General features: G+C 59.9%; 17 protein-coding genes and 1 tRNA gene. 9 read left to right on the top strand and 9 right to left on the bottom strand.

Annotation, left to right across the window (positions count from 1 at the left end):
* The first annotated feature begins 139 nt into the window (after window positions 1-139).
* The 4 genes from EKD03_RS16060 (at window position 140) to EKD03_RS16045 (ending at window position 3,707) form a co-directional block, all read left to right on the top strand.
* Window positions 140-214 (top strand) — tRNA-Met (locus EKD03_RS16060).
* Between the two features lie 146 nt (window positions 215-360).
* Window positions 361-1,275, top strand: coding sequence for a ribonuclease HIII (locus EKD03_RS16055; protein WP_129633092.1), 915 nt, complete (start codon window positions 361-363; stop codon window positions 1,273-1,275).
* 110 nt (window positions 1,276-1,385) lie between these two features.
* A complete protein-coding gene (locus EKD03_RS16050; protein WP_129633090.1) occupies window positions 1,386-2,615 on the top strand; it encodes a cysteine desulfurase-like protein in 1,230 nt (409 codons plus the stop codon).
* Window positions 2,616-2,669: 54 nt separating this feature from the next.
* Window positions 2,670-3,707 (top strand): phosphodiester glycosidase family protein, encoded by a 1,038-nt coding sequence (locus tag EKD03_RS16045; protein WP_129633088.1) that lies wholly within the window; start codon window positions 2,670-2,672, stop codon window positions 3,705-3,707.
* Here the strand turns inward: EKD03_RS16045 and EKD03_RS16040 are convergent, their stop codons facing one another.
* On the bottom strand, window positions 3,708-5,117 hold the full coding sequence (locus EKD03_RS16040; RefSeq protein WP_129633087.1) for an LCP family protein: 1,410 nt from the start codon (window positions 5,115-5,117) through the stop codon (window positions 3,708-3,710).
* Window positions 5,118-5,391: 274 nt separating this feature from the next.
* On the opposite strand from EKD03_RS16040, the gene EKD03_RS16035 reads away from it, so the two are divergent.
* On the top strand, window positions 5,392-7,755 hold the full coding sequence (locus tag EKD03_RS16035) for an alpha/beta hydrolase family protein (protein WP_129633085.1): 2,364 nt from the start codon (window positions 5,392-5,394) through the stop codon (window positions 7,753-7,755).
* A gap of 75 nt (window positions 7,756-7,830) precedes the next feature.
* Here EKD03_RS16035 and EKD03_RS16030 read toward each other — a convergent pair whose 3' ends face one another.
* Window positions 7,831-8,103, bottom strand: coding sequence for a hypothetical protein (locus EKD03_RS16030; RefSeq protein WP_129633083.1), 273 nt, complete (start codon window positions 8,101-8,103; stop codon window positions 7,831-7,833).
* Window positions 8,104-8,220: 117 nt separating this feature from the next.
* Here EKD03_RS16030 and EKD03_RS16025 point away from each other — a divergent pair, with 117 nt between their 5' ends.
* The 4 genes from EKD03_RS16025 to EKD03_RS16010 all read left to right on the top strand — a co-directional run bounded on the left by EKD03_RS16025 (window position 8,221) and on the right by EKD03_RS16010 (window position 14,393).
* On the top strand, window positions 8,221-8,445 hold the full coding sequence (locus tag EKD03_RS16025) for a Flp family type IVb pilin (protein WP_238613556.1): 225 nt from the start codon (window positions 8,221-8,223) through the stop codon (window positions 8,443-8,445).
* A gap of 182 nt (window positions 8,446-8,627) precedes the next feature.
* Window positions 8,628-10,007 (top strand): MFS transporter, encoded by a 1,380-nt coding sequence (locus EKD03_RS16020; RefSeq protein ID WP_129633081.1) that lies wholly within the window; start codon window positions 8,628-8,630, stop codon window positions 10,005-10,007.
* Between the two features lie 15 nt (window positions 10,008-10,022).
* Window positions 10,023-12,482 carry a penicillin acylase family protein gene (locus tag EKD03_RS16015; protein ID WP_129633079.1) on the top strand — a complete coding sequence of 820 codons (2,460 nt, stop codon included), beginning with the start codon at window positions 10,023-10,025 and terminating at the stop codon, window positions 12,480-12,482.
* Between the two features lie 3 nt (window positions 12,483-12,485).
* Window positions 12,486-14,393: a protein kinase domain-containing protein gene (locus EKD03_RS16010; protein WP_129633078.1), complete on the top strand. Its 1,908-nt coding sequence runs from the start codon at window positions 12,486-12,488 to the stop codon at window positions 14,391-14,393.
* A 36-nt stretch (window positions 14,394-14,429) separates the two neighbouring features.
* Here EKD03_RS16010 and EKD03_RS16005 read toward each other — a convergent pair whose 3' ends face one another.
* The 7 genes from EKD03_RS16005 to EKD03_RS15975 form a co-directional block, all read right to left on the bottom strand.
* Window positions 14,430-15,398, bottom strand: coding sequence for a 50S ribosomal protein L11 methyltransferase (locus EKD03_RS16005; protein ID WP_129633076.1), 969 nt, complete (start codon window positions 15,396-15,398; stop codon window positions 14,430-14,432).
* 135 nt (window positions 15,399-15,533) lie between these two features.
* Entirely contained in the window at window positions 15,534-16,946 is a 1,413-nt protein-coding gene (gene cysS / locus EKD03_RS16000; RefSeq protein WP_129633074.1) for a cysteine--tRNA ligase, read from the bottom strand.
* A 126-nt stretch (window positions 16,947-17,072) separates the two neighbouring features.
* Window positions 17,073-17,840, bottom strand: a complete 768-nt coding sequence (epsC, locus tag EKD03_RS15995; RefSeq protein ID WP_129633072.1) for a serine O-acetyltransferase EpsC — start codon at window positions 17,838-17,840, stop codon at window positions 17,073-17,075.
* A 164-nt stretch (window positions 17,841-18,004) separates the two neighbouring features.
* On the bottom strand, window positions 18,005-18,319 hold the full coding sequence (locus EKD03_RS15990; protein WP_129633070.1) for an FmdB family zinc ribbon protein: 315 nt from the start codon (window positions 18,317-18,319) through the stop codon (window positions 18,005-18,007).
* Window positions 18,320-18,422: 103 nt separating this feature from the next.
* Window positions 18,423-20,165, bottom strand: a complete 1,743-nt coding sequence (locus EKD03_RS15985) for a putative ABC transporter permease subunit (protein WP_161569291.1) — start codon at window positions 20,163-20,165, stop codon at window positions 18,423-18,425.
* Between the two features lies 1 nt (window position 20,166).
* Complete coding sequence (locus tag EKD03_RS15980; protein ID WP_129633066.1) at window positions 20,167-20,925, bottom strand: ABC transporter ATP-binding protein; 759 nt, start codon at window positions 20,923-20,925, stop codon at window positions 20,167-20,169.
* Window positions 20,926-20,989: 64 nt separating this feature from the next.
* On the bottom strand, window positions 20,990-21,568 hold the full coding sequence (locus EKD03_RS15975; protein ID WP_129633064.1) for an ANTAR domain-containing response regulator: 579 nt from the start codon (window positions 21,566-21,568) through the stop codon (window positions 20,990-20,992).
* Window positions 21,569-21,811 lie beyond the last annotated feature (243 nt).

Genomic DNA, 21,811 nt, shown 5'->3' with positions numbered 1-21,811 from the left:
CCGGGTCGTGAAACACCGCAGCGCCGATCCTACTGGCGGAGCATCCGCTGGGAACCTAGGTCCACGCACCCCCACCACTCGATGGGAGGTAGAAGTTATGGGTTTCGTTACTCAGCCTTCTGCCTCTCCTCACAATTGTCGCGGCGTGGAGCAGTGGCAGCTCGTCGGGCTCATAACCCGAAGGTCACAGGTTCGAATCCTGTCGCCGCTACCAACAAACAAAGAGGCGCGTCACTGTAATGGTGACGCGCCTCTTTGTTTGTTCTGTTTTCATTTTGGGGCTGCGCCCCAGATTTATTTTGTGGTGTTGTTTGGCGGCGCAACCGCCAAACAACACCACAAAAGATCTTCGGGGGAGGTATGGACGATTCGCGTCTGCGCACACTGATCAGTAAGTTTGAATCCTTGGGCTGGACATTCCGCCAAGGTAAGCCGATTCCCTATGGTACCCAACTTGTCATTACGAGTGGGCGTGATGAGGCCACGCTCGATTTCTACCCCCAGCGCGGGCGTTGTGTGGTGGGTGGGGCCGATTCGCCTTTGCGCCAGCGGCTCAAGGAGTTGACCGCCTCTACGAGTAGCCCAACCCCCAGCACCAAACCCACAGCCTCCCCACGCATCAGCGGGGCGCACGTGGGGATGGACGAGTCGGGTAAGGGCGATTGGTATGGCCCGTTGGTGGTCGCGGCGGTTTTTGTGGATGCGCAAACTGAGGCCGCGTTGCTCCAGGCTGGGGTGCGCGATAGTAAATTGGTTGATTCCACAACGCTGCCCCAATTGGCTCAGACAATTGAACGCTTGGTTCCGCCTACCGCCCGCTATGTGACGGTTTTAGCTCCTTCTGACTACAACCGGCGTTATGCCGAGTCAAATAATATCAATATCCTGCTGGCTGAACTCTATGCCGAGACCGCGACGCATGTCTGTCAGTCCACGGGCTGCACGCGGGTGGTGTGTGATCAGTTTGCGCAACGTACCGAGCGTTTGGATCGCACCTTCACCCAGGCCGGATTGCTCCGCCCCACCCAGATGCACCACGCTGAAGCGCAGAGTATCGCGGTTGCAGCGGCTTCGGTTTTGGCGAGTGCGCGTTTTGGGGCCGAGTTGCAGCGCTTGGGCGCAGTGGCGGGCTTGCGCGGTGGCTTGCCTGCCGGTGCGTCGGCGATCCGGGCGCTGAGTGCGGCTGCACGTCACATCCTGGCCCACGAAGGTCGCGAGGGCTTGGGGCGCTATGCCAAGCTCAATTTTAAGCCGGTGCAAGCGTTCATTTCGTAGGGGCTTTCATACGTCTGCCCGCATTCAGATGTTGACGCAAAGACGCCAAGGCGCAAAGCCTTCAACAAAACCTCTGCGTCCTTGCGCCTTGGCGTCAAAAGGAATCTCCAATGTCAGATTTTAACCCCCACACCATCCGTCCCGCCTTCCCCGCACTTGCCACCCAGGTGCAGGGCCGCCCTGCCATCTTCTTCGATGCTCCTGGGGGTACGCAGGTGCCCCAGATGGTGATTGATGCCATCAGTGGCTACCTCACCCATAGTAACGCCAATACCCACGGAGCCTTCCTCACCAGTCAGCGCAGCGATGCGATTATCGCTGCGGCGCACCAAGCAATGGCCGATCTGCTGGGGTGTGCCGCCGAGGAGACTATCTTCGGGGCCAATATGACCACGCTGACCTTCGCCTTTAGCCGCGCACTGGCGCGGAATTGGGGGCCAGGCGATCAGATTGTGGTCACGAAGCTGGATCACGATGCGAATGTGGCTCCCTGGCGCGCCCTCACCGAACGTGGGGTCACGATCTGTGAGGTGGAGATTGATCCCACCGACTGTACGCTCGATATGGACGATCTGGTGGCGGCGATTGGCCCGCAAACGAGGCTCGTGGCGGTGGGCTATGCCAGCAATGCGGTCGGCACGATCAATGATGTGCGGCGCGTGGTTGAACTGGCGCAGCAGGTGGGGGCACTCACCTTCATTGATGCGGTGCATTACGCCCCGCATGGCCCGATTGATGTGCGCGCCCTCGATTGTGATTTTCTGGCCTGTAGTGTGTATAAATTCTTTGGCCCCCATGTCGGCTGTCTCTATGGCAAGGCTGAACAGCTCACACGCCTCCAGCCGTATAAAGTGCGTCCGGCCTCCAATCTCGCTCCAGAGTGCTGGATGACCGGCACCCAGAACCATGAGGGCATGGCGGGCGTCGTGGCGGCGGTGGACTATCTCGCGACGCTGGCTCCGGTTCCGCTGGCGGATCGACGCAGTGCGCTGCTCGCCGCTATGACCCGCATTGCCGCGTATGAGCGCGGCTTGGCCGAACGCCTGATCACGGGACTGCTCGCTATTCCTGGCCTCACCTTCTATGGGATTCGTGAGCCGGAGCGTTTTGCGTGGCGCACGCCAACCGTTTCGTTCCGCATCGAGGGCCACACGCCGCAGGCGATTGCGGCTGCGTTGGGCGAACAGGGCATTTTTGTGTGGGACGGCAACTATTATGCGTTGAGCCTGACTGAGCGCTTGGGTGTTGAGCAGCTAGGGGGTATGGTGCGGGTTGGCTTGGCTCACTACAGCACCGCCGAAGAGGTTGATCGTTTGTTGGAGGTGTTGCGTATTCTGTAGGGCGAAGCATCGCCAACCAAGCCAGTCCGTGTTCCCCATGCCATATGGTGGGCGATGCTTCGCCCCTACTATAATGCCCATATGATCACCGCATTGCGTCTCCTTATTCCGCTGATCTGTGTCACACTTGTCGCGTGTACCAACTCAGGCAATCCAACTGTCCTCTCAAGTTGGAATGGGCCAACAGCGCAGCCCACAGCCGGCTTGGTGGGGCATGCCAACCCCCTCGCCGGGGTGGTGCTGCCTGCACCACGCGGCTTAGCCGCCGTCACCGCCGCGAGTACCCCGATTGATAGCGCGGCTGATGGCGCAGTGCAAGCCTTCCGCTATAACCTGCCCGGCGGCGGTACGCTGGCCTATGTGGTGGTGCATCTGCGCCCCAATATTCAGGTGGCGCTAGTGAATGCCGATGGGGCGACCCCGGCGAGCGATGCGCAGGGCGATACGATCTGGGCCGATGGCGGACGCCACCTTGCCACGGTGGCCCAGATGGTGGCCGCGCCCTATGCCGCCCGCCCCGGCATGGAACTGGTCTTTGCGATGGCTTTCGGCTTTCATGGCGAGCCGCGCACCTCGGACGAGGGTAGTGTGGTGATTGATGGCGTGATCTACCGCGTCAATGCCGGGCGCACCGCGCTCTGCATGACACCAGAACAACGGGCGATGATTGGCCTCTTTAGCGCCACCGACCTCGCCGGATGTTCCCAGGCCGCCGGGGCTGGCCCGGTCATCCTGTGGGGTGGGCGCGTGGTGAGTTTGGAGGTCGAGCAACCCACTGCCGCGTTCTTACCCTTCAACCCGCTCAACGAAGATTTTGTCCACCTCGATTGGCGACGCACGATCTACGCCGGGCGCTACCCCAAGACCGCAATAGGGGTCGGCTACCTCCCTGATGGCACGACCTTCTTGGTGCTGGCAACCTCGGAAGGAGCTTTGGGCGAGGATGTGGCGTTGGCGCTGCGCGATATGGGCTGTATTGATGCGCTGGGCGGCGATGATGACACTTCCACCCAAGCCGTCTGGCGCGGCCAGTCGCTCTGGAGCCGTCCGGGGCGTCCCGTCCCTGATGCGGTGGCGGTCTATGTGCAGTAGCTACGGACTCGTCGGCCCGTTGAGGAAGAGACTGACCACCTGGCGTACCGCACTCGGATCGGCAAAGGTGGCGTAGGGGTCATCGGCGAGGACACCCTCATAGACCAAGTTCTCATCGAGAGCGTAGCGTTCAACTGCATCGGGGCTAACATTGCGGAAGGCCCAGGCGAAGCCAAGCATGCGCTCCAGGCTCATATCAGTCTGGATGTCATCGCGCAGGGCGGTCGTGACATCCGAGATCATGTCGATCTGGTTCAGAATATTGCGTTCGCGAACCTGATGCAGAATCGCCAGGAGCACCTGTTGTTGACGACGGTTGCGCGCATAGCTGCTATCTGCATGGCGCATGCGGGCATAGATGAGCGCCGTCGCGCCATCCATGCGCTGCAATCCCGGCGCAAACGAGGCGATCATATAGCCATAATCCATCGTTGGGTAGGCCGAATCATAAAGGGCGTGGGGTACATCAATCTCGATACCACCAATCGCATCCACCGCCTCGGTAAAGGCGTGGAAATCGGCACGTAGTGCATAGCTGATCGGAATATTCAGATACTCGCTGACAGTACGGCGAGCGAGATCCAATCCACCCCCAAGTTCGGGATAGAGATCGCCATAGACCGTCGCGGCATTGATGCGCGCATAGCCGTAGCCCGGAATGGGCACCACCAGATCGCGGGGCAGCGAGAGCAGCGCCACGCGCTGGCGCTCAGGATCGAGGTGGATAACCACAATCGCATCAGAACGGGTCGCCCACGATTCACCGGGACGGCGATCACTGCCCAGGAGCAAGATATTGATCGCCTTCCCCGATACGGGAATGATCGGGGCCGTGGCCATGAGTGTGGGGAGGGTTTGGGGGCCATGCCCCATAATACTGGGTAGGCTAATTGGCGTTGGGCTGGGCATAAAACCGGGCGGCGGGCCGATGGTCGCAGTTGGTGGTGCGGGCGGTTCCGCACCGATGGGCGCGGTGGGGCCACTTGGCCGGGGGCTAGGTGAAGGTTGCTCCAAGACCGCCAGAATGACCGGGCTGGTTGGCAGGCTGATCACCGGCGTGGGTGGGCTGGTCACATGCATCGCCGCTACATTTTGTTGGATGGTATAGGCTGCCGTAGCGACTCGCACCAGCACCAAACCTAAGCTACCGAGCAAGAGCAGCACCAGGAGCAGCAGCAAGCGTCGCCAAGGCCAGGAACGGGGCGGCAGCGTGGAAATAATCGGAATGGGCTGGGTCAGCGGAGTTGCGAGTAGATCATCAAGCAGGGCAAGATCGGCCTGTGCGTGGTACGCTTGGCACGCTGGACATGTGGCGAGATGGAATCCCAGTGTCGCCCGTTGGGGATTCTGAGCACCCGGATGAATCCCGGCATTTATCAGTTGGTGCGCCTCGCGACATGTGATCGCCATAGCAATCCTGTTAATGGGAATCAAATCTTCACGCATACCCACTATACCATTTGAGTATAGAGTCTGGTATTATAACGACATTAGCGGATCTTTTCTAGCGTAATCTTGTGCTTTGCCTAGGGCATGGGCAAAGTCACCTCTGGTGGGGTTTGGGGGCGGCTTGCCGCCCCCGAAGATCTTTTTTTGTGGTGTTTTGGCGGCGAAGCCGCCAAAACACCACCGCCGGATGCGGTATATGTCCTCCTGTCTACCTGTTTTGCAAAGGAGCAAGAGTATGCGGCGCTATCGCTGGCTACCAATACTATTGGTGGCACTCATGGTGATCGGGATCGTCCCGGCACGGGCCGAAGACCCCCTGATCAAGGTGAAGAATAATGTCGTGACGGTCTCTCCGACCTATGGTGAGGGTGAATCACTTCCCACACTCTTGAGCGATGAGGAAGTGGCGAAGATTAAGCGCCTCCAGACCGATATGTTGGTGGCGGTGCCGTCGAGTGCGGTCAGCCCGGATGATCAGGTTGTACTGGTGACCACGGCGGCTCAGATGGCCTTCCTCAACATTAACGATGGCAGCAGCATGGTTATCCCTGAGGAGGCGCTTGGCCCCTTCTTGCCGCTCCCCTTCTTGGGGGTATCAGCCTTTACCTGGTTTGACGACACGACCCTGGGCTGCTTAGCACTCAACTTTGCTGCCGAGACGATGGAGGACTATGTGGTCATTCTGGGAATAGATCGGGAGACGCTGGAACTCAGTTTCAGCCCGGTCTGGATTCCCGAAGATCTGGGGATTGTCTCGGTCTCGCCCGATCTGACCAGCTTCCTGGCGGTGGTTATCCCCCCAGAGCAGCCGGTTGAAGAGGCATTGAAGACCACCAAGTTGCGGGTGGGGTTGCCCGAAGTCGCGGCGCTGAACCAGATCGAGACGTTGCAGGTACCCCGCACCCTGCAAGCGCGGGTCAATCAGGCCCAAAGCCGCTTTGGTGGGCTGCTGGCGCGCTTTGCACTGATGCAGGATACCCCCACTGATCAGATTGCGGTGACCGAGAAGACGCTCGATCTGGCGACCTACAATATCGTCACTGGCGAGCGGGCCTATGTCACCACGATCCCAGAGACGACCAGCATCTTGGGCGAGGCGTGGACGCCCGACTCGTCCCATTTGGCGGTTTCGTTTATCTCGCTGCGCGATCCCGATGATCCACGCGGCTCGATGGATGGGGCGTTGCTCTCGGAGATCCTCTACCGTGATGCGACGGGCAACCTCGCTCCGGCAGAGAACCCACTGCTCCAGAACAACAACACCTACGTGATTGATGTGAACAGCCATGCCGTGCAGATCTTGCGTGCGGCTGGCCCCGGTGCGCCACCGCTTCTGGCCGCCGACGACTGGGCACCCGATAATGCCTCGTTGCTGGTCAAAGCCTACTACCCAGCCAAGCTGAAGGGCCGCACCCACCCGGTCTATATCTGGCAGTTTAGTGAGCGTTCGAGCTACCGCTTCTACACCAAGGATCTCAAGCAGACCGGCGAGTTGAACAGCAACATCCTCTCGGCGGGGCTGTGGAACGAGTCGGTGGCGCACTTTGTCACCCCCGACGAGGTGATCTTCCGTAGCGTGGTGGGCAGCGAGCGCCACCCCTACTACTACAACCGGGTTACGGGTGAGTTGCGCAACATTGCTGATCGCGCAGGGGTGTATGGCGGCATCGTCCACACCAACCATTCGCGAGAACTCGTCTTTATCCACCACTCCTTCACCAGCCCGCCCGATCTCTACCGGATGGGTTGGAATGGCAAGGGGCTGAAGCGCATCACCTGGTTCAACGAAGAGTTGCGCCAGTTCGCCAACCTGCGCCAAGATCCGGTCAGCTTCAAGCTCGCAAATGGGCAGGTGCGCGTCGGGACGCTGATTCAGCCGGCGGATGCGGCCTTCCCACCCAAGAACAAACCGCTGATCGTCTGGCAAGAGGGCGGGCCAGGCGTGGCCATGTACAACGCATGGGCCACCAATGTCGAGAACCCCTACAGTCTACTGCCCACCTTCGGCTTCCCGGTGCTGGTGGTGCCGTTGGCCGGGCGTCCCGGTTACACCCCGACGGTCTTCAACTCGCTGGTGGATCGGGCCAACTTTGGCGAGATTGACATTGATGAGCAAGCCGAGATCGTGCGCCAGATGATCGCACGCGGCTGGACGAACAAGAGCAAGGTGGGGATTGTGGGCTGCTCCTACGGTGGCTACTTCACCTGGCAGAGCATCATCCGCCACCCCGACCTCTACGCCGCTGCGAACCCGCAGTGTGCCTTGGTGGACGTGATCACCGAGTGGACACGCGGCTATGATGTGTTGTCACCCTACCTGGAGGGCTTGCCACCCTATAACCACATGGCCGAGTACCGCAAGGACTCACCGATCTACAATACCGACAAGATCAAGGCGGCGGTGCTTTCGTTCCATGGCAGTAACGACTTCCTGCCCGTGGTACAGAACGAGAATATGCACCTTCAGCTCTACAATCGCGGGCTGAATGTACGCATGGTCAAGTTTTTGTACGAGGGTCACGGCCTCGCTAATCCTGAGAATCAACTCTACGCTGCCCAGGAGCAGTTGAGCTGGTTCCGTACCTACCTGAAGCCGTAGGAACTGGCCCTGGCCCTCACCCCCCATTCCCCCCTCTCCCGCACGCGGGAGAGGGGGGAATGGCATTGCTGTATGTTATGCACCCTTACGATTCTGTGTAGCGATCTGTGCCATAACCCGTTTGCGCTCACCCCGGTAGGTGCCGAGGAAGACCAGGATCAGCAGAGGGATCAGGTAGGGCCAGAACTCACGCTCATCCTGAAGCTGCTTCCAGACCGCACGTAGCTGTACCAACAACGGGTAGCGCGAAATTTGCGTCTCTAGAATATTGAGCATCTGCTGTTTCCAACGCGGATGCGCAGCGCTGGATTCAGTCTCAATCTTAGTCTTAGTCTTATGTTTCGACATATAGATGATCCTTTGAAGGGACTATTCGTGCATGGACTGGAGTACTATTGCAGTCTGTGGTGCTCACGACATATAGTAACATGATACCATCTATCCAAGGTTAGAAAGGAGACTACTATGCGGCGAACCTTACGGTTCTCCCGGCCCCTCGCCGCAACACTACGTCGTCGGTTTACTGGGTTGTGTCAAACCCTCTACACCCGCGTTCCTGGTCAGGGGTTGGTCGAGTACGGATTGATTCTGGTGTTGATCATGGTTGTGTGTGTGGCCATCCTGACTCTGGTGGGCCATTCCATTAGCCAAGTCTGGTATGAGAAGCTCGTGACGGCATTTCCCTCGTAGCTCTTATTTTTTATTACAACTGACAAGGCACCAACATGATCGCATTGCGATCATGTTGGTGCCTTGTCAGTTTGGGTCAATGATTTTGCGTATGCCCTCGTGCAGCGATGACCTCGCTTGTCATTAGTGACTTACGTTATTATAATGCACAAGTAGCAGAGCCGACAATGAAAGGATGGAGCATGGCTAGCTCGTCTCGTGTCGCCCGTGGCAGCGCAGCCGCCGCAGACAAACACATTGGAAAGATCATTACTGCATCGTCGGTTGGGGCGACGATCGAATGGTACCAATTCTTTGTCTTTGGTAGTTTGGCCACCACCCTTGCCAGCAAGTTCTTCCAAACCGGAACACCCCTAGGCAATCTGATTGCTTGGTTGGGCGCTTTCGCCGTCGGCTTCATCTTCCGCCCCTTTGGCACCGTCTTCTTTGGCCGGGTGGGAACGATGATTGGGCGTGATCGTAGCTACATGGTGACGATGAGCATCATGGCGGCATGTACCTTCTTGGTGGGCATTATGCCTACAGCGGAGAGTATCGGCGTAGCAGCGGGGCTCATCCTGGTTGTGTTGCGGATCTTGCAGGGATTGGCACTTGGTGGTGAGTATAGCGGTGCGGCGACCTATATCGCCGAACATGCGCCGCAGAATAAGCGCGGTCTCTATACCAGTTTCCTCCAACTCTCTGCCACGGCGGGTTTTTTGCTCTCGATGCTGGTCGTCCTTATCTGTCGTCTGATCTTTGGCGAAGCAGCCTTTGATGCGTGGGGCTGGCGCGTGCCATTCCTGCTCTCGGTGGTCTTGCTAGGCGTTTCAATCTATCTGCGTTCTTCACTCAAGGACTCGCCGCTCTTCCTGAATCTGAAGAGTATTGGCCAGACGGCCAAGGAGCCGGTGAAGGAGAGCATCAGCAATCCGATCAATGCCCGCTATGTGCTTCTGGCTATCTTTGGTGCCACCATGGGCCAGGGTGTGATCTGGTACACCAGCCAGTTTTATGCGCTCTATTATATGCAGAGTGTCTTGCAGGTGTCGCTGCTCACCTCAGCGGTGATTATGGTGGTGGTGCTGTTGCTCTCCACGCCGCTCTTTGTGCTGAGTGGCTGGCTCTCGGATCAGATTGGGCGTAAGTGGATGTTGCTAGGCAGTATGGCGCTGGCGGCACTCAGTTACTACTCGATTTACGCCGCGATGGGCAATTACGGCCCGTTTGTTGGCGATCCGGCGCAGAATGTGGCGAATCCTAACTACAGCCCCTTCATGCTCGGCCTGCTCGTTTGTGTCCAGATGATCTTTGTCGCGATGGCCTATGGCCCGATTGCGGCCTATCTGGTGGAGATGTTCCCCACCCGGATTCGCTATAGCTCGATGGCACTGCCCTACCATATCGGTAATGGGGTCTTTGGTGGTTTGGTGCCGATCTTCGGGTTGTTGCTTATTCAATCAACTGGCAACCCATTGACTGGGGTCTTTTATACGATTGCGATTGCGATCATCTGTCTGGTTGTCGGTGCAATCTTCCTGCGTGAGAGTAAGAATGTTGATATTACGACCACCGCATGGTAATCCCAAGGATTCCCTATGTTCGATCTCTATCGCTGGGGGCGCACGGTTGGGGTCGCGGCGGGTGTTGTCGCAGGCTTGACTGGGGTAGGTTTGGCGGCGGCGCTCCGCCGCCCCCTGCCCCGTGTGAGTGGTACGGTACGTCTGCCCGGTCTCCAGGCCAAGGTGGAGGTGCGGCGTGACCGTTGGGGTATTCCGCATATCTATGCGGAACAGCATGCCGATCTCTTGGCGGGGTTGGGCTATGTCCACGCCCAAGATCGGCTCTGGCAGATGGAACTCAACCGCCGCACGGGTCATGGCCGCTTAGCCGAGATCTTTGGCCCGATTGCGCTGAGTTCGGATACCTTCATCCGTACCCTTGGTTTCTCGGCGTTGGCTCAACACGAGGTTGGCTTGTTGGAAGAGTCGGCGCATACGCTTCTGACGGCCTATCTCACTGGGGTGAATGGCTTCCTCGACGCCCACACCAATCGCTTGTCGCTCGAATTCAGCCTCCTCGGTTTTGCCCCGCGCCCCTGGGAGTTGGCCGATATTCTGGTTTGGCCCAAGGTGATGGCGCTTAACCTCTCGACCAATTGGACGAGTGAGTTGCTGCATGCGCGGATCGTGGCGGCGGTGGGGGCCGAACGGGCGGCGGCGCTCTACCCTGGCTACCCCGATCAGGCGGTGCAGACCATTCCGCCGGGGGTGGTCTATGATCCAGAGATCGGGGCTGCGGCGCTGCGTATGCTGGCCGATGCCGCGCCCTTTACCGGCGAACTTGGCGGGCCGCAAGGCTCGAATGCCTGGGCGGTGCATGGCTCGCGCACCCTCAATGGCCATCCGCTGCTGGCGAATGATCCCCATCTGGCACTTGCACTGCCGGGGATCTGGTACCTGGCCCACCTGGAGGGCGGCGATTTCCATGTCACCGGCGGCACTTTCCCCGGTTCGTGTGGAGTGGTGATCGGGCATAATCGCCACATTGCCTGGGGTGTCACCAATGGCATGACCGATAACCAGGATCTCTATATCGAGCGTTTCGATCCTGCTGACCCGCTGCGGTACCAGTGGCGCGGGAGCTGGGAACGTGCCACACTGCGCCGCGAGATGATCCAGGTGAAGGGGCAGGCGACCCCCACGACGATTGAGGTGCGTAGCACCCGCCACGGGCCGATCCTTGATGCGGTGACTGAGCCAAGCCCTGGGGCGCTCGCTCGCCCGCGTGATGTGGACGAGCAGTTCCACGAGGTGTTGGCGTTGCGTTGGACGGCGCTCGATCCTTCGCCGGGGGTGGTGCATTCAGTCCTCGATCTCAACCGGGCGCAGACGTGGGGTGAGTTTCGCAGCGCGCTGGCAAAGTGGGATGTGCCGCCGCAGAACTTCGTCTATGCTGACCGCCAGGGCAATATTGGCTATGCGCTGGCCGGACGCTTGCCGCTGCGTAGTGGGCATGATGGGACGTTGCCGGTACCGGGTTGGGACGGGGCGCACGAGTGGCGCGATTTTATTCCGGCTGAGGCGATGCCTGCGGCCTTTAATCCGCCCGATGGCTTGGTGGTGACTGCCAACCATCAGGTGACTGGCCCTGACTACCCGTTCCATGCCCAACTCAAGGGTGAGTGGCTCAATCCCTACCGCGCCGAACGAATTGTCAGCCTGCTGTACGCCGAGCCACGCCACGATACGCGCAGCTTTGCGCGCATTCAGCATGATTTCGTCTCGCTCCCCGGTCTCGAACTGGCGCGCCTCGTGGCCGATCTGGGCTTGGATGATCTATTAGAACAGCAGGCACGTGATTTGCTGGTGGCTTGGGATGGCAATCTGCGCCCGGAGAGCCATGGCGGGGCGATCTATAGTGCTCTGCGCTACCATCTGTTGCGCCTGACCTATGCCGAACTCGGTCCGTTGCTGTTGGCTCCGACCGCACCCGGCGTCTTTACCACCATCCCGGCCAATCTCTACTTGGAACGCGCACTGCCGTTGCTATTGGAGCGCATCGCAACTGCCCAGGCTCCTGGGCGGCCCGATCCCTGGTTGGGGCCGGGGCGCACCTGGGATGATCTGTTGCGTACCGCGTTGGCGCGGGCGGTGGCCGAGTTACGCACGCTCCATCCTGACCCGAATCGCTGGCGTTATGGCCAGATCCATCGGCTGACGCTGCGCCATCCGTTGGGGAACGTGGCTGCCTTGACCCCGATTTTCAACCGGGGGCCATGGCCTGCCGGTGGCGATATTGATACGGTGAGCCAAGCCTATGCCCCGCGCCATAGTCCGGCGGGGCCATCCTTTGTCGCTCCTTCCTACCGCCACATTATCGATCTGGGCAACTGGGATGCCTCGCGGGTCGTCTTGCCGGCGGGCCAGAGTGGCCACCCGGCAAGCCCGCACTACAACGATATGGCCTCGGCGTGGCGTACCGGCGGCTATTGCCCGATGCTCTGGAGTCGTAAGGCGGTGGAGGCACATACGGCGGCGGTGCTGATACTGGAGTAGTGGATGCTCATCTGTCAGGATCAGCGCAGCGGTAATGGCTGTGGTGCCGAAAACCCCGATGGAACCGCCAACTGCCAGCGCTGTGGCCTTTCGTTGCGCTTCGCGGTGCATCTGCACGATCCAGGTACTCGTGTTGGCCACTACGAGATCATGCGGATGATTGGCTACGGAACGTATGGCGCGGTCTATGAGGCGCAGGATCTCCGTGATCCGACTCGGCGGGTGGCGCTCAAGGAGACCTTCGAGGCGGCGATGATCGTGCGCTTCCAGCAGGAGTTTGATGCGCTCTCGCAGTTGAGCCACCCGAACCTCCCGCACTACTACGAGGTCTTTGAGGATGATGGCTGTGGCTATTTGGTGATGGAGTTTATTCCTGGCCAGAGCCTGGATGAGATCCTGAATCGCCAGAAGGCGCCGCTCTCCGAGCAGTTTCTGATCGGCTATGCCGAGCAACTCTGTGACCTGCTCAGTTACTTGCATAGCCAGCACCCGCCGGTGATTCATCGCGACATCAAACCGGCCAACATTCGCGTCACACCGGAGGGTATGGTTAAGTTGGTGGACTTCGGGCTCTTCAAGCAGGGGATTCAGCGTACCCGCCAAACCCTGCATGGCCTGGGGACACTGGAGTATATGCCGCTGGAGCAGTTTGATTGGTCGGGCGGGACAGATCAGCGCAGTGATATTTACAGCCTGGGAGCCACCTTCTACCACCTGCTTACCCGGCACTATCCGATCAGTGCGCCCAAGCGGATGATCAAGGAGAAAGACCCGTTGCGCTCGCCGCAGCGCCTCAACGGGCATGTCTCGCGCCATGTCTCGGAGGCGATCATGCGGGCGATGAGCCGCCTGCCGCCGGATCGCTACCCGAATGCCGAGGCATTTAAGCGCGATCTGTTGGGCAAGACTCAGCGCTACATCCAGGGGGCCATGATCAGGCGGCGGTTGGTCGCTCAGGCGCAGTTCATCTACAGCCTCGCCTGGAAACCCGGCGGGCATATTCTGGCCAGTGGGGGCGAGGATCGGGGGGTGCATCTCTGGCGTCCGAGTGATGGGGCGCTGCTGGGGAAGTTGCGCGGGCATAGCGGGAAGGTGTTGGCGCTGGCCTGGCACCCCGATGATGATCTGTTGGCGAGTGCGGGTGCAGATCGCACGATTCGCATCTGGCGCAGTGCTGACCTCAGCCTAGTGACAAAGATCGAGCGTCACCGCGATACCGTGACGTGTCTCGCTTGGAGTCCCGATGGCGAGGTGTTGGCGAGTGGGAGTGGCGACACCGTCTATCTCTGGGCGCAGGATGGGACGCCGATCAGTGAGATTCGCTGCGCTGAACGAGCTAAGATCTATAGTCTGGCGTGGCGCCCCGATGGCCAGATGTTGGCGGTGGGCTATGACGATCACGAGATCCGGCTCTGGCAGATCGCCGAGCACCTGAGTGTCTTTAACTTACAAGGGCATACTGGCTGTGTCTACAGCCTCGCCTGGAGTCCCGATGGACAGTCGTTGGCGAGTGCGAGTGCTGACACCACGCTGCGCTTGTGGCACTTGGCCAATGGGCGTTTGGTAGATGAGTTACGGCGGCATAAGAACTGGGCCGCCAAGCTGGCCTGGAGTCCCGCTGGTGGTGGTGAGGGGCAGCCTTGGTTGTGGCGGGTGAGTGATACAAGCCTGTGCTTGGTTATCACGGGGCACCGCAACTATGTGTACTGTGTCATCTGGAACCCCGATGGGCAGGCGTTGGCGAGTTGCGGTGCCGATTCCACGGTGCGGTTGTGGCGCACTGATGGTACGCCGATCTCGTTGCTGATCGGGCATAGTGACTGGGTGCAGGCGCTGGCATGGTGCCCCGATGGGGATAGTTTGGCCAGCGCGAGTTTGGATGGCAGTGTGCAGTTGTGGAAGATGGTGTAAGGTCTTTGGGGCGGCGCAGCCGCCCGAAACCCCACCTTAGCGCGTATGCACCAGCGCCAGCCACTCACCCTCGACGTGGCGTTCGAGTTGGCGTAGCCCCGCTGCCTCAAAGGCGGTGACCACATCGGCCTCTTTGGTATCAATGATGCCGCTACTGATCAGGATGCCACCCGGCACGAGCGCGGCGGCGAGATCATTCGCGAGGATGACCAGCACCTTAGCGATCAGGTTGGCGGCGATCAGGTTGAACTGTGGGGTGGTAGGCGGGGTGCTGGCGTCGGCGGAGTGCTCCTCGCCAAAATCGCCACTCAGCCAGTGGCCCATGTGCTGGCCCGCGCCGAGGCTGCCCGTGCCTGCCGTCACCACATGATCGATCTGGTTGATGCGCACATTCTCGGCGGCCACCTGCGCGGCCACCGGGTCGTTATCTATCGCCAACACCGGCCCCGCGCCCAACTTGGCCGCCGCAATCGCCAAGATGCCGCTGCCCGTCCCCAGATCGAGCGTGCGCAGACCCGGTTGGGCGTAGCGTTCGAGCAGCCGCAGGCAGAGCTGGGTCGTTGGATGCAGCCCGGTACCAAAAGCCATACCGGGATCAAGCGCAATCACCACATCATCGGGGGTGGGGCTATACTCCAGCCACGAGGGCACAATCACCGTGCGCTGTCCCACGCGCATGATGCTGTAGTGCTGCTTCCAGGCATTAGCCCAGTCCTCTTCTTCCAGGTGGCGGGCTTGGAGCGGGCCAAGCGGGCGGATCTGGTTGAAGTGCCAGAGCGCCTGCTCAAGCCGCTGGCGCACATCTTCGGCCTGAGGATCGAGCGGAATGTAGGTACGCAGCGTCACCGGGCGGTTCGGGTCGTAGCTAAACTCTGGCCCCTCATCGCCGGGAATCCAGGCCGGTTCGGCAACCACGCCACCGTTATAGCCATAACGGGCGAGCAGTTCCGAAACCGATTCGACCGCTTCGTTATCAACTTGGACAGAGAGTTCGAGCCATGTCATAAAGATGATTGCTTTCTATGCGGCATGGGTAGGGGCGAAGCATCGCCTGCCAACCGCGTTCGGGATCCCCTGCTCCATGGTGGGCGATGCTTCGCCCCTACGGGATGATCGGAGAACCCGACGATGATGGGGTTTCTACACCTTATACCGCGTCCCCTGCGGGCCATCCTCCAGCGTCACGCCCAGGTCGGTGAGGCGGGTGCGGATGGTGTCGGCCAATGCAAACTGCTTGGCTTTGCGTAGGCTGGTACGCAGTTCAATCAGCAGTTCAATGAAGGGTGCGACATCTTGCTGATTCCGGCTCGCTTGGGGACTGAGGCGCAGACCCAAGACGCTGGCCAGTTCGCGTAGGCTATTTTGGGCGGCACTGAAGGCTGCTCCACCCACGCCAGCATCGCGGGCGACGTTGATGGCGCGCACCAACTCGAAGAGCGCGGCCAGCGCCCCAGCGGTGTTGAAGTCGCTGTCCATGGCGCTCAGGAAGGCGCTGCGGGCATGCTCCACACTCTGGCTCAGCGCCGCGACACTCGGCCCGCTCTCATTGCTGCCCAGCGCGGGTAGGAGCGCCCCTAGCAGCCGATCAAGCTTGCGCGCATTATCGGCGGCGATCTCGGCGTTATAGGTGAGTGGGCTGCGGTAGTAGCTGCTCAACACAATCAGGCGGAAGACATCGGCATCATACTGGCTGAGGAAACTATCAATGGTGACCACATTCCCCAGCGATTTGGACATCTTCTCGACTTGGCGCGTCTCTGGATTGACCAGTTGGAGCATGCCATTGTGAACCCAATAGCGGGCGAAGCTCTTGCCGGTCAGGCACTCACTCTGGGCGATCTCATTCTCGTGGTGCGGGAAGACCAGATCATTCCCACCGCCGTGAATATCAATCTGTTCGCCGAGGTGCTTCATACTCATAGCCGAACATTCGATATGCCAACCGGGGCGACCGAAGCCCCATGGGCTGGGCCATGCCGGTTCGCCCGGCTTGGTACCCTTCCACAGCGCAAAATCGGCAGGCGACTCCTTACGCGGATCAACCTCGAAGCGCGTCCCCGTGAGCATCTCTTCGAGCGAACGCCCAGAAAGCTTGCCATAATCGGGGTCGCTCGCCACGCGGAAGTAGACATCACCCTCGGCGGGGTAGGCGTGGCCCGCCACGATCAACTGCTCGGTAAAGGCGATAATCTCGGCCATGGTATGGGTCGCTCGCGGGTAGGCCGTCGCCGGGAGTACATTCAAGCGCTCCAATTGAGCCAGGAACTCATCGGCATACTGCGCTGCCATATCCAGTGGCTCGCGCCCCAGCGTCGCCGCCCGCGCAATGATCTTATCGTCCACATCGGTAAAGTTGACGATATGGCGCACCTCGTAGCCACGAAATTCGAGGTAGCGACGGATGATATCGAAGACCACCGCCGACATCGCATGGCCGATGTGCGCATCGTCATAGACGGTGACACCACACACATACATGCGCACCACATTCGGCTCGACGGTCTCCAGCGGTTCGGCCTTGCGGGTCAATGAGTTATAAATATGAATCGTCATGGTTCTCTCTTTGGTGGAGTAGGGGCGAAGCATCGCCCGCAATGGAGCAGGGGAACCCGAACGAGGTTGGCGGGCGATGCTTCGCCCCTACAATTCCCATGATGTTCCACGATGCGTCCATACAGATCAGATTCCAGCCCCCAGATTATACTCCTCACCGTCGTTTCCATTTTCATCAAGAATATGCCACAGGCTGGCCGGGAGTGCATCATAGGTGAGATGGTGCTCCGCGTGGTGGGTGTGGGTCACATCTTCCAGATCGCTGAGGCGGCTCTCCAACTCCAGCACCTTGGCGTGCAGACCACGCAACATCTCGCCCTCAGGGTCGGGTAACTCCTCGATCCGGCGCCTCACGCCCGTGGCCGGATCGCGGGTGGCCACGATACGCGCCGGGACACCCACAGCGGTCGAGTAGGGCGGGACATCCTTGACCACCACCGCGCCACCGCCAACTCGTGCTCCCTTACTGATGGTGATCGCGCCCAATACACTTGCACCGACGCCCACCACTACCCCATCTTCCAAGGTCGGGTGGCGCTTGCCCTGCTGCTTCCCCGTGCCGCCCAGCGTGACTCCCTGGTAGAGCATTACATTATTGCCAATCTCGGTCGTCTCGCCAATCACCACACCCATCCCGTGGTCAATGAAGAAGCCGTGACCAATCCGGGCACCCGGATGGATCTCGATCCCCGACCAGAAGCGGGCGAGTTGGGAGATGAAACGCGGCAAGAAGGGGACATGGCGCTTCCAGAGGGCGTGGGCGAGGCGGTGGAAGAGGATCGCGTGCAGACCTGGGTAGAGTAGAACCTCGGCTAGATTGCGGGCAGCGGGGTCATTGCGGAAGATGGCACGCACGTCATCGCGCAGCGTGCGGAGCGCACTAGAGAGCGACATAGGGGATACTCCTGCTTAAGGAATGGTCGTAGTGAGCCGGAAAGCGACCGTGGCACACGAAGCTAGGGGTGCCGCCATTGCGACACCCCTAACTACAGACGCACCCGAAGCAAGAGGGCGGCGTAGACCAAGGTTCTTGGCCTGCGCCCTTATCAGAGGGGGTGTTACTCGTCCGAACTTGACGTTGCAGGGACACTGCTATCGCTCTTCTCGCTTGTGCTGGCAGGTTCGGCGGTGCTCGTCTTCTCTTCGGTCTTCTCGGTCTTCGCCGGTTCAGTGCCAACCGTGCTACTGGTGCTGCCCCGGCTATCGTTGATGTACCAACCAGCACCCTTAAAGACAATCCCAGCCGGCTGGATGACGCGACGAACTTTGCCCTCTTGCCCACACAGGCAGACGGTCAGCGGCTCATCCTTGAAGCTCTGGAATTTCTCGAATTGCGTACCACAGCTATCGCAGGCATAGACGTAAGTCGGCATAGGGCTACAACCCTCCTTGAAGGTCGTATAGGTTTTTTTTCGGTTCGACGCTTACTATTGTACATGAATCAGGGTAAGTGTGCAATAAGAAGAATGTTAGAACCTAGATCTCAATCCGCTCAACGCCGCGTTGCCCCATCATCACCCCGATCCAGACCACCCCCAGCGTGATCAGCAGCGCGATCACCCAGCCCAAGAGGCGCATGCCCAGCATCGCGTACATCCCGCCAGCGAGCAGATCGCCAACGGCGGTGCCCGCCACCACAAACCCAACCACCAGGGTCAGGTAGGCGGGGTAGAAGAGGGTACTGATGCACCCCGATTGCCAGGTGGATTGTTGTTGCGGGTTTTCCCAATTGAGCTTGGGGAAGGCAGCCCCCAGACCCATCGAGAAGGCGGTGCAGCCAAACCCGCAGACCAGGAGCAGCAGCCACTGTTCAATCACAATCAGCGGGGCGGTGTGGCGTAAGAGGCTGAGGATGAGTAGAAAGGCACTTCCCACCAGTGGGTAGGGCAGGTAGGCAAGGGCGAATTTCCCCAGCAGGATCTGGAACGGGCTGATCGGCGCGGCCTTGATGATCCAGAAGCCGCGCCCCTCGCGGCTGATGCCGGTGCCTGCCAGGCTCGTTGAGAGCGAGAGACAGATGAAGAAGGCAATCCCGGCACTCACAAAGTGGCCCAGTTGTAGCACAAAACCGGGCATCGCCTGATCCAACTCCGGCTCAGTTGGGGTCGTCAGTATGCGGAAGGTCCAGATCGCGGCAAGTGCCAGCGGGAAGATCAGTTGTTGCAGGTTACGCAGATCACGCCCGAAGAGGCGTAGGTCTTTGGCAAGGATGGCGCGTGACTGTGCCGGGAGGATGTGCGCCAAGCGCATCAGCGGGGCTACGCTGAGGGCCGCATCGCGGCGCGAACGGCGGGGGCGGGTGCGCCCGCCCTGGGTGGCCATATTGCTCCAGCCGTCGTAGTAGAGCTGCTCGGCGACCAGCATACAGGCGCTGAAGGTGATCAGCGAGGTGATCACGAAGATGCCGCCAAAAAAACTCAGACTGAGCAGATCGCCCTGACCCGCCGCGACCAGCGCTCGCCCGGCCCACGCGGAGGGCAGGATCGGCATGTTGGTGGCGAGGAGCGCCTGAAGGCTTTGTGGGCTGGCCACCACCGGGGCCAGTTCGGTACTGAACTGGCTGGTGAGGTAGAATCCGATTCCGACCAGCCCCCCCAAGACACTCACGATCTCACGGGCGCGGCGGGCGGGCAATACGCGCACCACCGCCATGAGCAGGAGCGTCCCCAGCCCCGCCGGGAGGAGCGGCATACAGAGCAGAATGATTCCAGCGCAGACGAAATAGAGCGGGCCATAGCCCAAGCCCTGGCCATAGCCGAGCAGCACCGGGCCAATCAGGGCAAAGAGGATGAGGTATTGGGTGATCAGGCCGCCAAAGAACTTGACACTAAAGACCGCCCGCATCGGCACCGGGGCGACGAGCAGCATATCCATGTCGCCGGAGAGGTAGAGCGAGCTGAGCAGGCTACTAAAGCTGGAGAGTAGCAGCATAAGCAGCGTCCCCAGCAGCACCAGACCGGGCAGCGCATGCAGGTAGGGCCGAAAATCGCTAGGGAGATCGGGATTCTCGCGGGCCATCTCCTGGAGTGCGGTCTGAAATTCTGGGCTACTCAGCGCCCAGACCACCACGCTCACAAAGCTGTAGATGCCGAAGCTGCCAAGCACCAACAGACAGAGTAGCACGATCCAGCCGATCTTACGGCGCAGACTCCCGCGCCAGATCTCATTGCGGGTAATAATCAGGCGGGTACGGGTAAGAACCCAGATCGCGTTGAGCATATCAGAGTGCTTCGGCAATCGCCACATCGGCGGAGTCGCCGGTCAGGTTGAGGAAGATGTCCTCAAGCGAGGAATCGCCACCCGCACGCAACTCTTCGAGACTTCCGGCGGCAATAATGGTGCCCTTATTGATGATAATCACCCGGTCGCACATGCGCTCGGCAATTTCGAGGATGTGGGTAGACATGAGGATAGCGGTACCCGAATCGGCTTCGTGGCGCAGAATATCCTTAATCAGCCGCGCACTACGCGGATCGAGGCCCACAGTCGGCTCATCGAGGAAGAAGGCACGCGGGTGATGCAGAAGCGCCCCGGTCAGCGCGGCCTTCTGGCGCATTCCGTGGGAATAGCCCCCCAGGAGTTCATCAGCACGATCACTCAGGCCGAAGAGGTGCAGCAGATCTTCACCACGCTGGCGGGCAGTGCGGCGATCAAGCTGGTAGAGCCCGGCCATAAAATCAATATACTCGTGGGCACTAAGCTTTTCGGGGAGGTAGGGCTGGTCGGGCACATAACCGAGCAGTGCCTTAGCCTGAAGTGGCTGGCGTTGAATATCGAAGCCACCGATAGAAGCCACCCCAGCAGTTGGGCGCAACAGACCGATCAGCATCTTGATCGTGGTGGTCTTCCCGGCTCCGTTAGGCCCAAGAAAACCGACGATCTCGCCAGGAGCGACACTGAGGTCAACCCCCTTCACGGCGAGAGTTGAGCCGTACTGCTTCTGTAGTCCTTGGGCGACAATCATGGGAAGTGGGTGCATAGGCGGGGTTTGTGATAGGTCGCGTAGAGACGCAAGATATTGCGTCTCTACGCGACCCACCCATTCACGAGGCCAATTGTTGAGCCAACATAATCGCCTGGGCAACCTCGCGCATCGTTTTGCGGCTATTCATCGCCAATTGTTGGATCTTGCGAAAGGCATCGGCCTCATTCAGATTCTGGCTATCCATCAGGTAACCCTTGGCGCGCTCGATCATCTTGCGTGTCTCGATGCGGTCGCGTAGTTGCGCCAACTCCTTTTTGCGGCCCGCCTGCTCGTTCCAGCGCGCCATCGTCACTTCGATCAGCGGCATCAGTTCGGCATCGCGTACCGGCTTGATCAGATAGCCCAGCACACCGGCATCACGCGCTTCGGCCACTAATTCACGCGAACTATAGGCGGTGAGGAGGAGGACTGGAGCCAGCGCTTCCGCGTGGATCGCCCGTGCCGCCGCTAACCCATCCATATGCGGCATCTTGACATCCAGCAGCACCAGATCCGGGCGCAGTTGGCGGGTCATATTGACCGCACTCTGGCCGTCACCGGCTTCACCGACCACCAGGTAGCCCTGTTCCTGGAGCGTCTCGCGCAGATTCATGCGGATCAGGGCTTCATCATCAGCAATCAGAATGCGAGTCTCCATTGATCTGTTCCTCAACGACAGAAAGCCCCATGCGACGCCATGCTGGCTGGCATGAGCAAAGTCACCTCCGGTGGGAGGTTGGGGCGTAGCCCCAAGGACTTTGCACATACACTGGCCATGATGGACGTTGAAGGGGCTTCAGTGCAATATAGGTGTATATAGTCAATGCTAGTATACTTGGATACCAACCCATTGACTATGGCCATGATGTACAGACCGGATTGTGCATCAGTTACCGGGGGC

The organism is Candidatus Oscillochloris fontis (assembly GCF_004138135.1).
Lineage (GTDB): Bacteria > Chloroflexota > Chloroflexia > Chloroflexales > Chloroflexaceae > Oscillochloris > Oscillochloris fontis.
This window is presented reverse-complemented; position numbering and strand designations above follow the sequence as displayed.

Excerpts from the sequence above, each read along its gene's own strand:
- EKD03_RS16055 (WP_129633092.1), top strand. The coding sequence starts at position 361 with ATGGACGATTCGCGTCTGCGCACACTGATCAGTAAGTTTGAATCCTTG.
- EKD03_RS16025 (WP_238613556.1), top strand. The coding sequence starts at position 8,221 with ATGCGGCGAACCTTACGGTTCTCCCGGCCCCTCGCCGCAACACTACGT.
- EKD03_RS15980 (WP_129633066.1), bottom strand. The coding sequence starts at position 20,925 with ATGCACCCACTTCCCATGATTGTCGCCCAAGGACTACAGAAGCAGTAC.
- EKD03_RS16050 (WP_129633090.1), top strand. The coding sequence starts at position 1,386 with ATGTCAGATTTTAACCCCCACACCATCCGTCCCGCCTTCCCCGCACTT.
- EKD03_RS16040 (WP_129633087.1), bottom strand. The coding sequence starts at position 5,117 with ATGGCGATCACATGTCGCGAGGCGCACCAACTGATAAATGCCGGGATT.
- EKD03_RS16010 (WP_129633078.1), top strand. The coding sequence starts at position 12,486 with ATGCTCATCTGTCAGGATCAGCGCAGCGGTAATGGCTGTGGTGCCGAA.
- EKD03_RS16030 (WP_129633083.1), bottom strand. The coding sequence starts at position 8,103 with ATGTCGAAACATAAGACTAAGACTAAGATTGAGACTGAATCCAGCGCT.
- EKD03_RS16035 (WP_129633085.1), top strand. The coding sequence starts at position 5,392 with ATGCGGCGCTATCGCTGGCTACCAATACTATTGGTGGCACTCATGGTG.
- EKD03_RS16005 (WP_129633076.1), bottom strand. The coding sequence starts at position 15,398 with ATGACATGGCTCGAACTCTCTGTCCAAGTTGATAACGAAGCGGTCGAA.
- EKD03_RS15985 (WP_161569291.1), bottom strand. The coding sequence starts at position 20,165 with ATGCTCAACGCGATCTGGGTTCTTACCCGTACCCGCCTGATTATTACC.
- EKD03_RS15990 (WP_129633070.1), bottom strand. The coding sequence starts at position 18,319 with ATGCCGACTTACGTCTATGCCTGCGATAGCTGTGGTACGCAATTCGAG.
- epsC (WP_129633072.1), bottom strand. The coding sequence starts at position 17,840 with ATGTCGCTCTCTAGTGCGCTCCGCACGCTGCGCGATGACGTGCGTGCC.
- cysS (WP_129633074.1), bottom strand. The coding sequence starts at position 16,946 with ATGACGATTCATATTTATAACTCATTGACCCGCAAGGCCGAACCGCTG.
- EKD03_RS16015 (WP_129633079.1), top strand. The coding sequence starts at position 10,023 with ATGTTCGATCTCTATCGCTGGGGGCGCACGGTTGGGGTCGCGGCGGGT.
- EKD03_RS16045 (WP_129633088.1), top strand. The coding sequence starts at position 2,670 with ATGCTTCGCCCCTACTATAATGCCCATATGATCACCGCATTGCGTCTC.
- EKD03_RS16020 (WP_129633081.1), top strand. The coding sequence starts at position 8,628 with ATGGCTAGCTCGTCTCGTGTCGCCCGTGGCAGCGCAGCCGCCGCAGAC.
- EKD03_RS15975 (WP_129633064.1), bottom strand. The coding sequence starts at position 21,568 with ATGGAGACTCGCATTCTGATTGCTGATGATGAAGCCCTGATCCGCATG.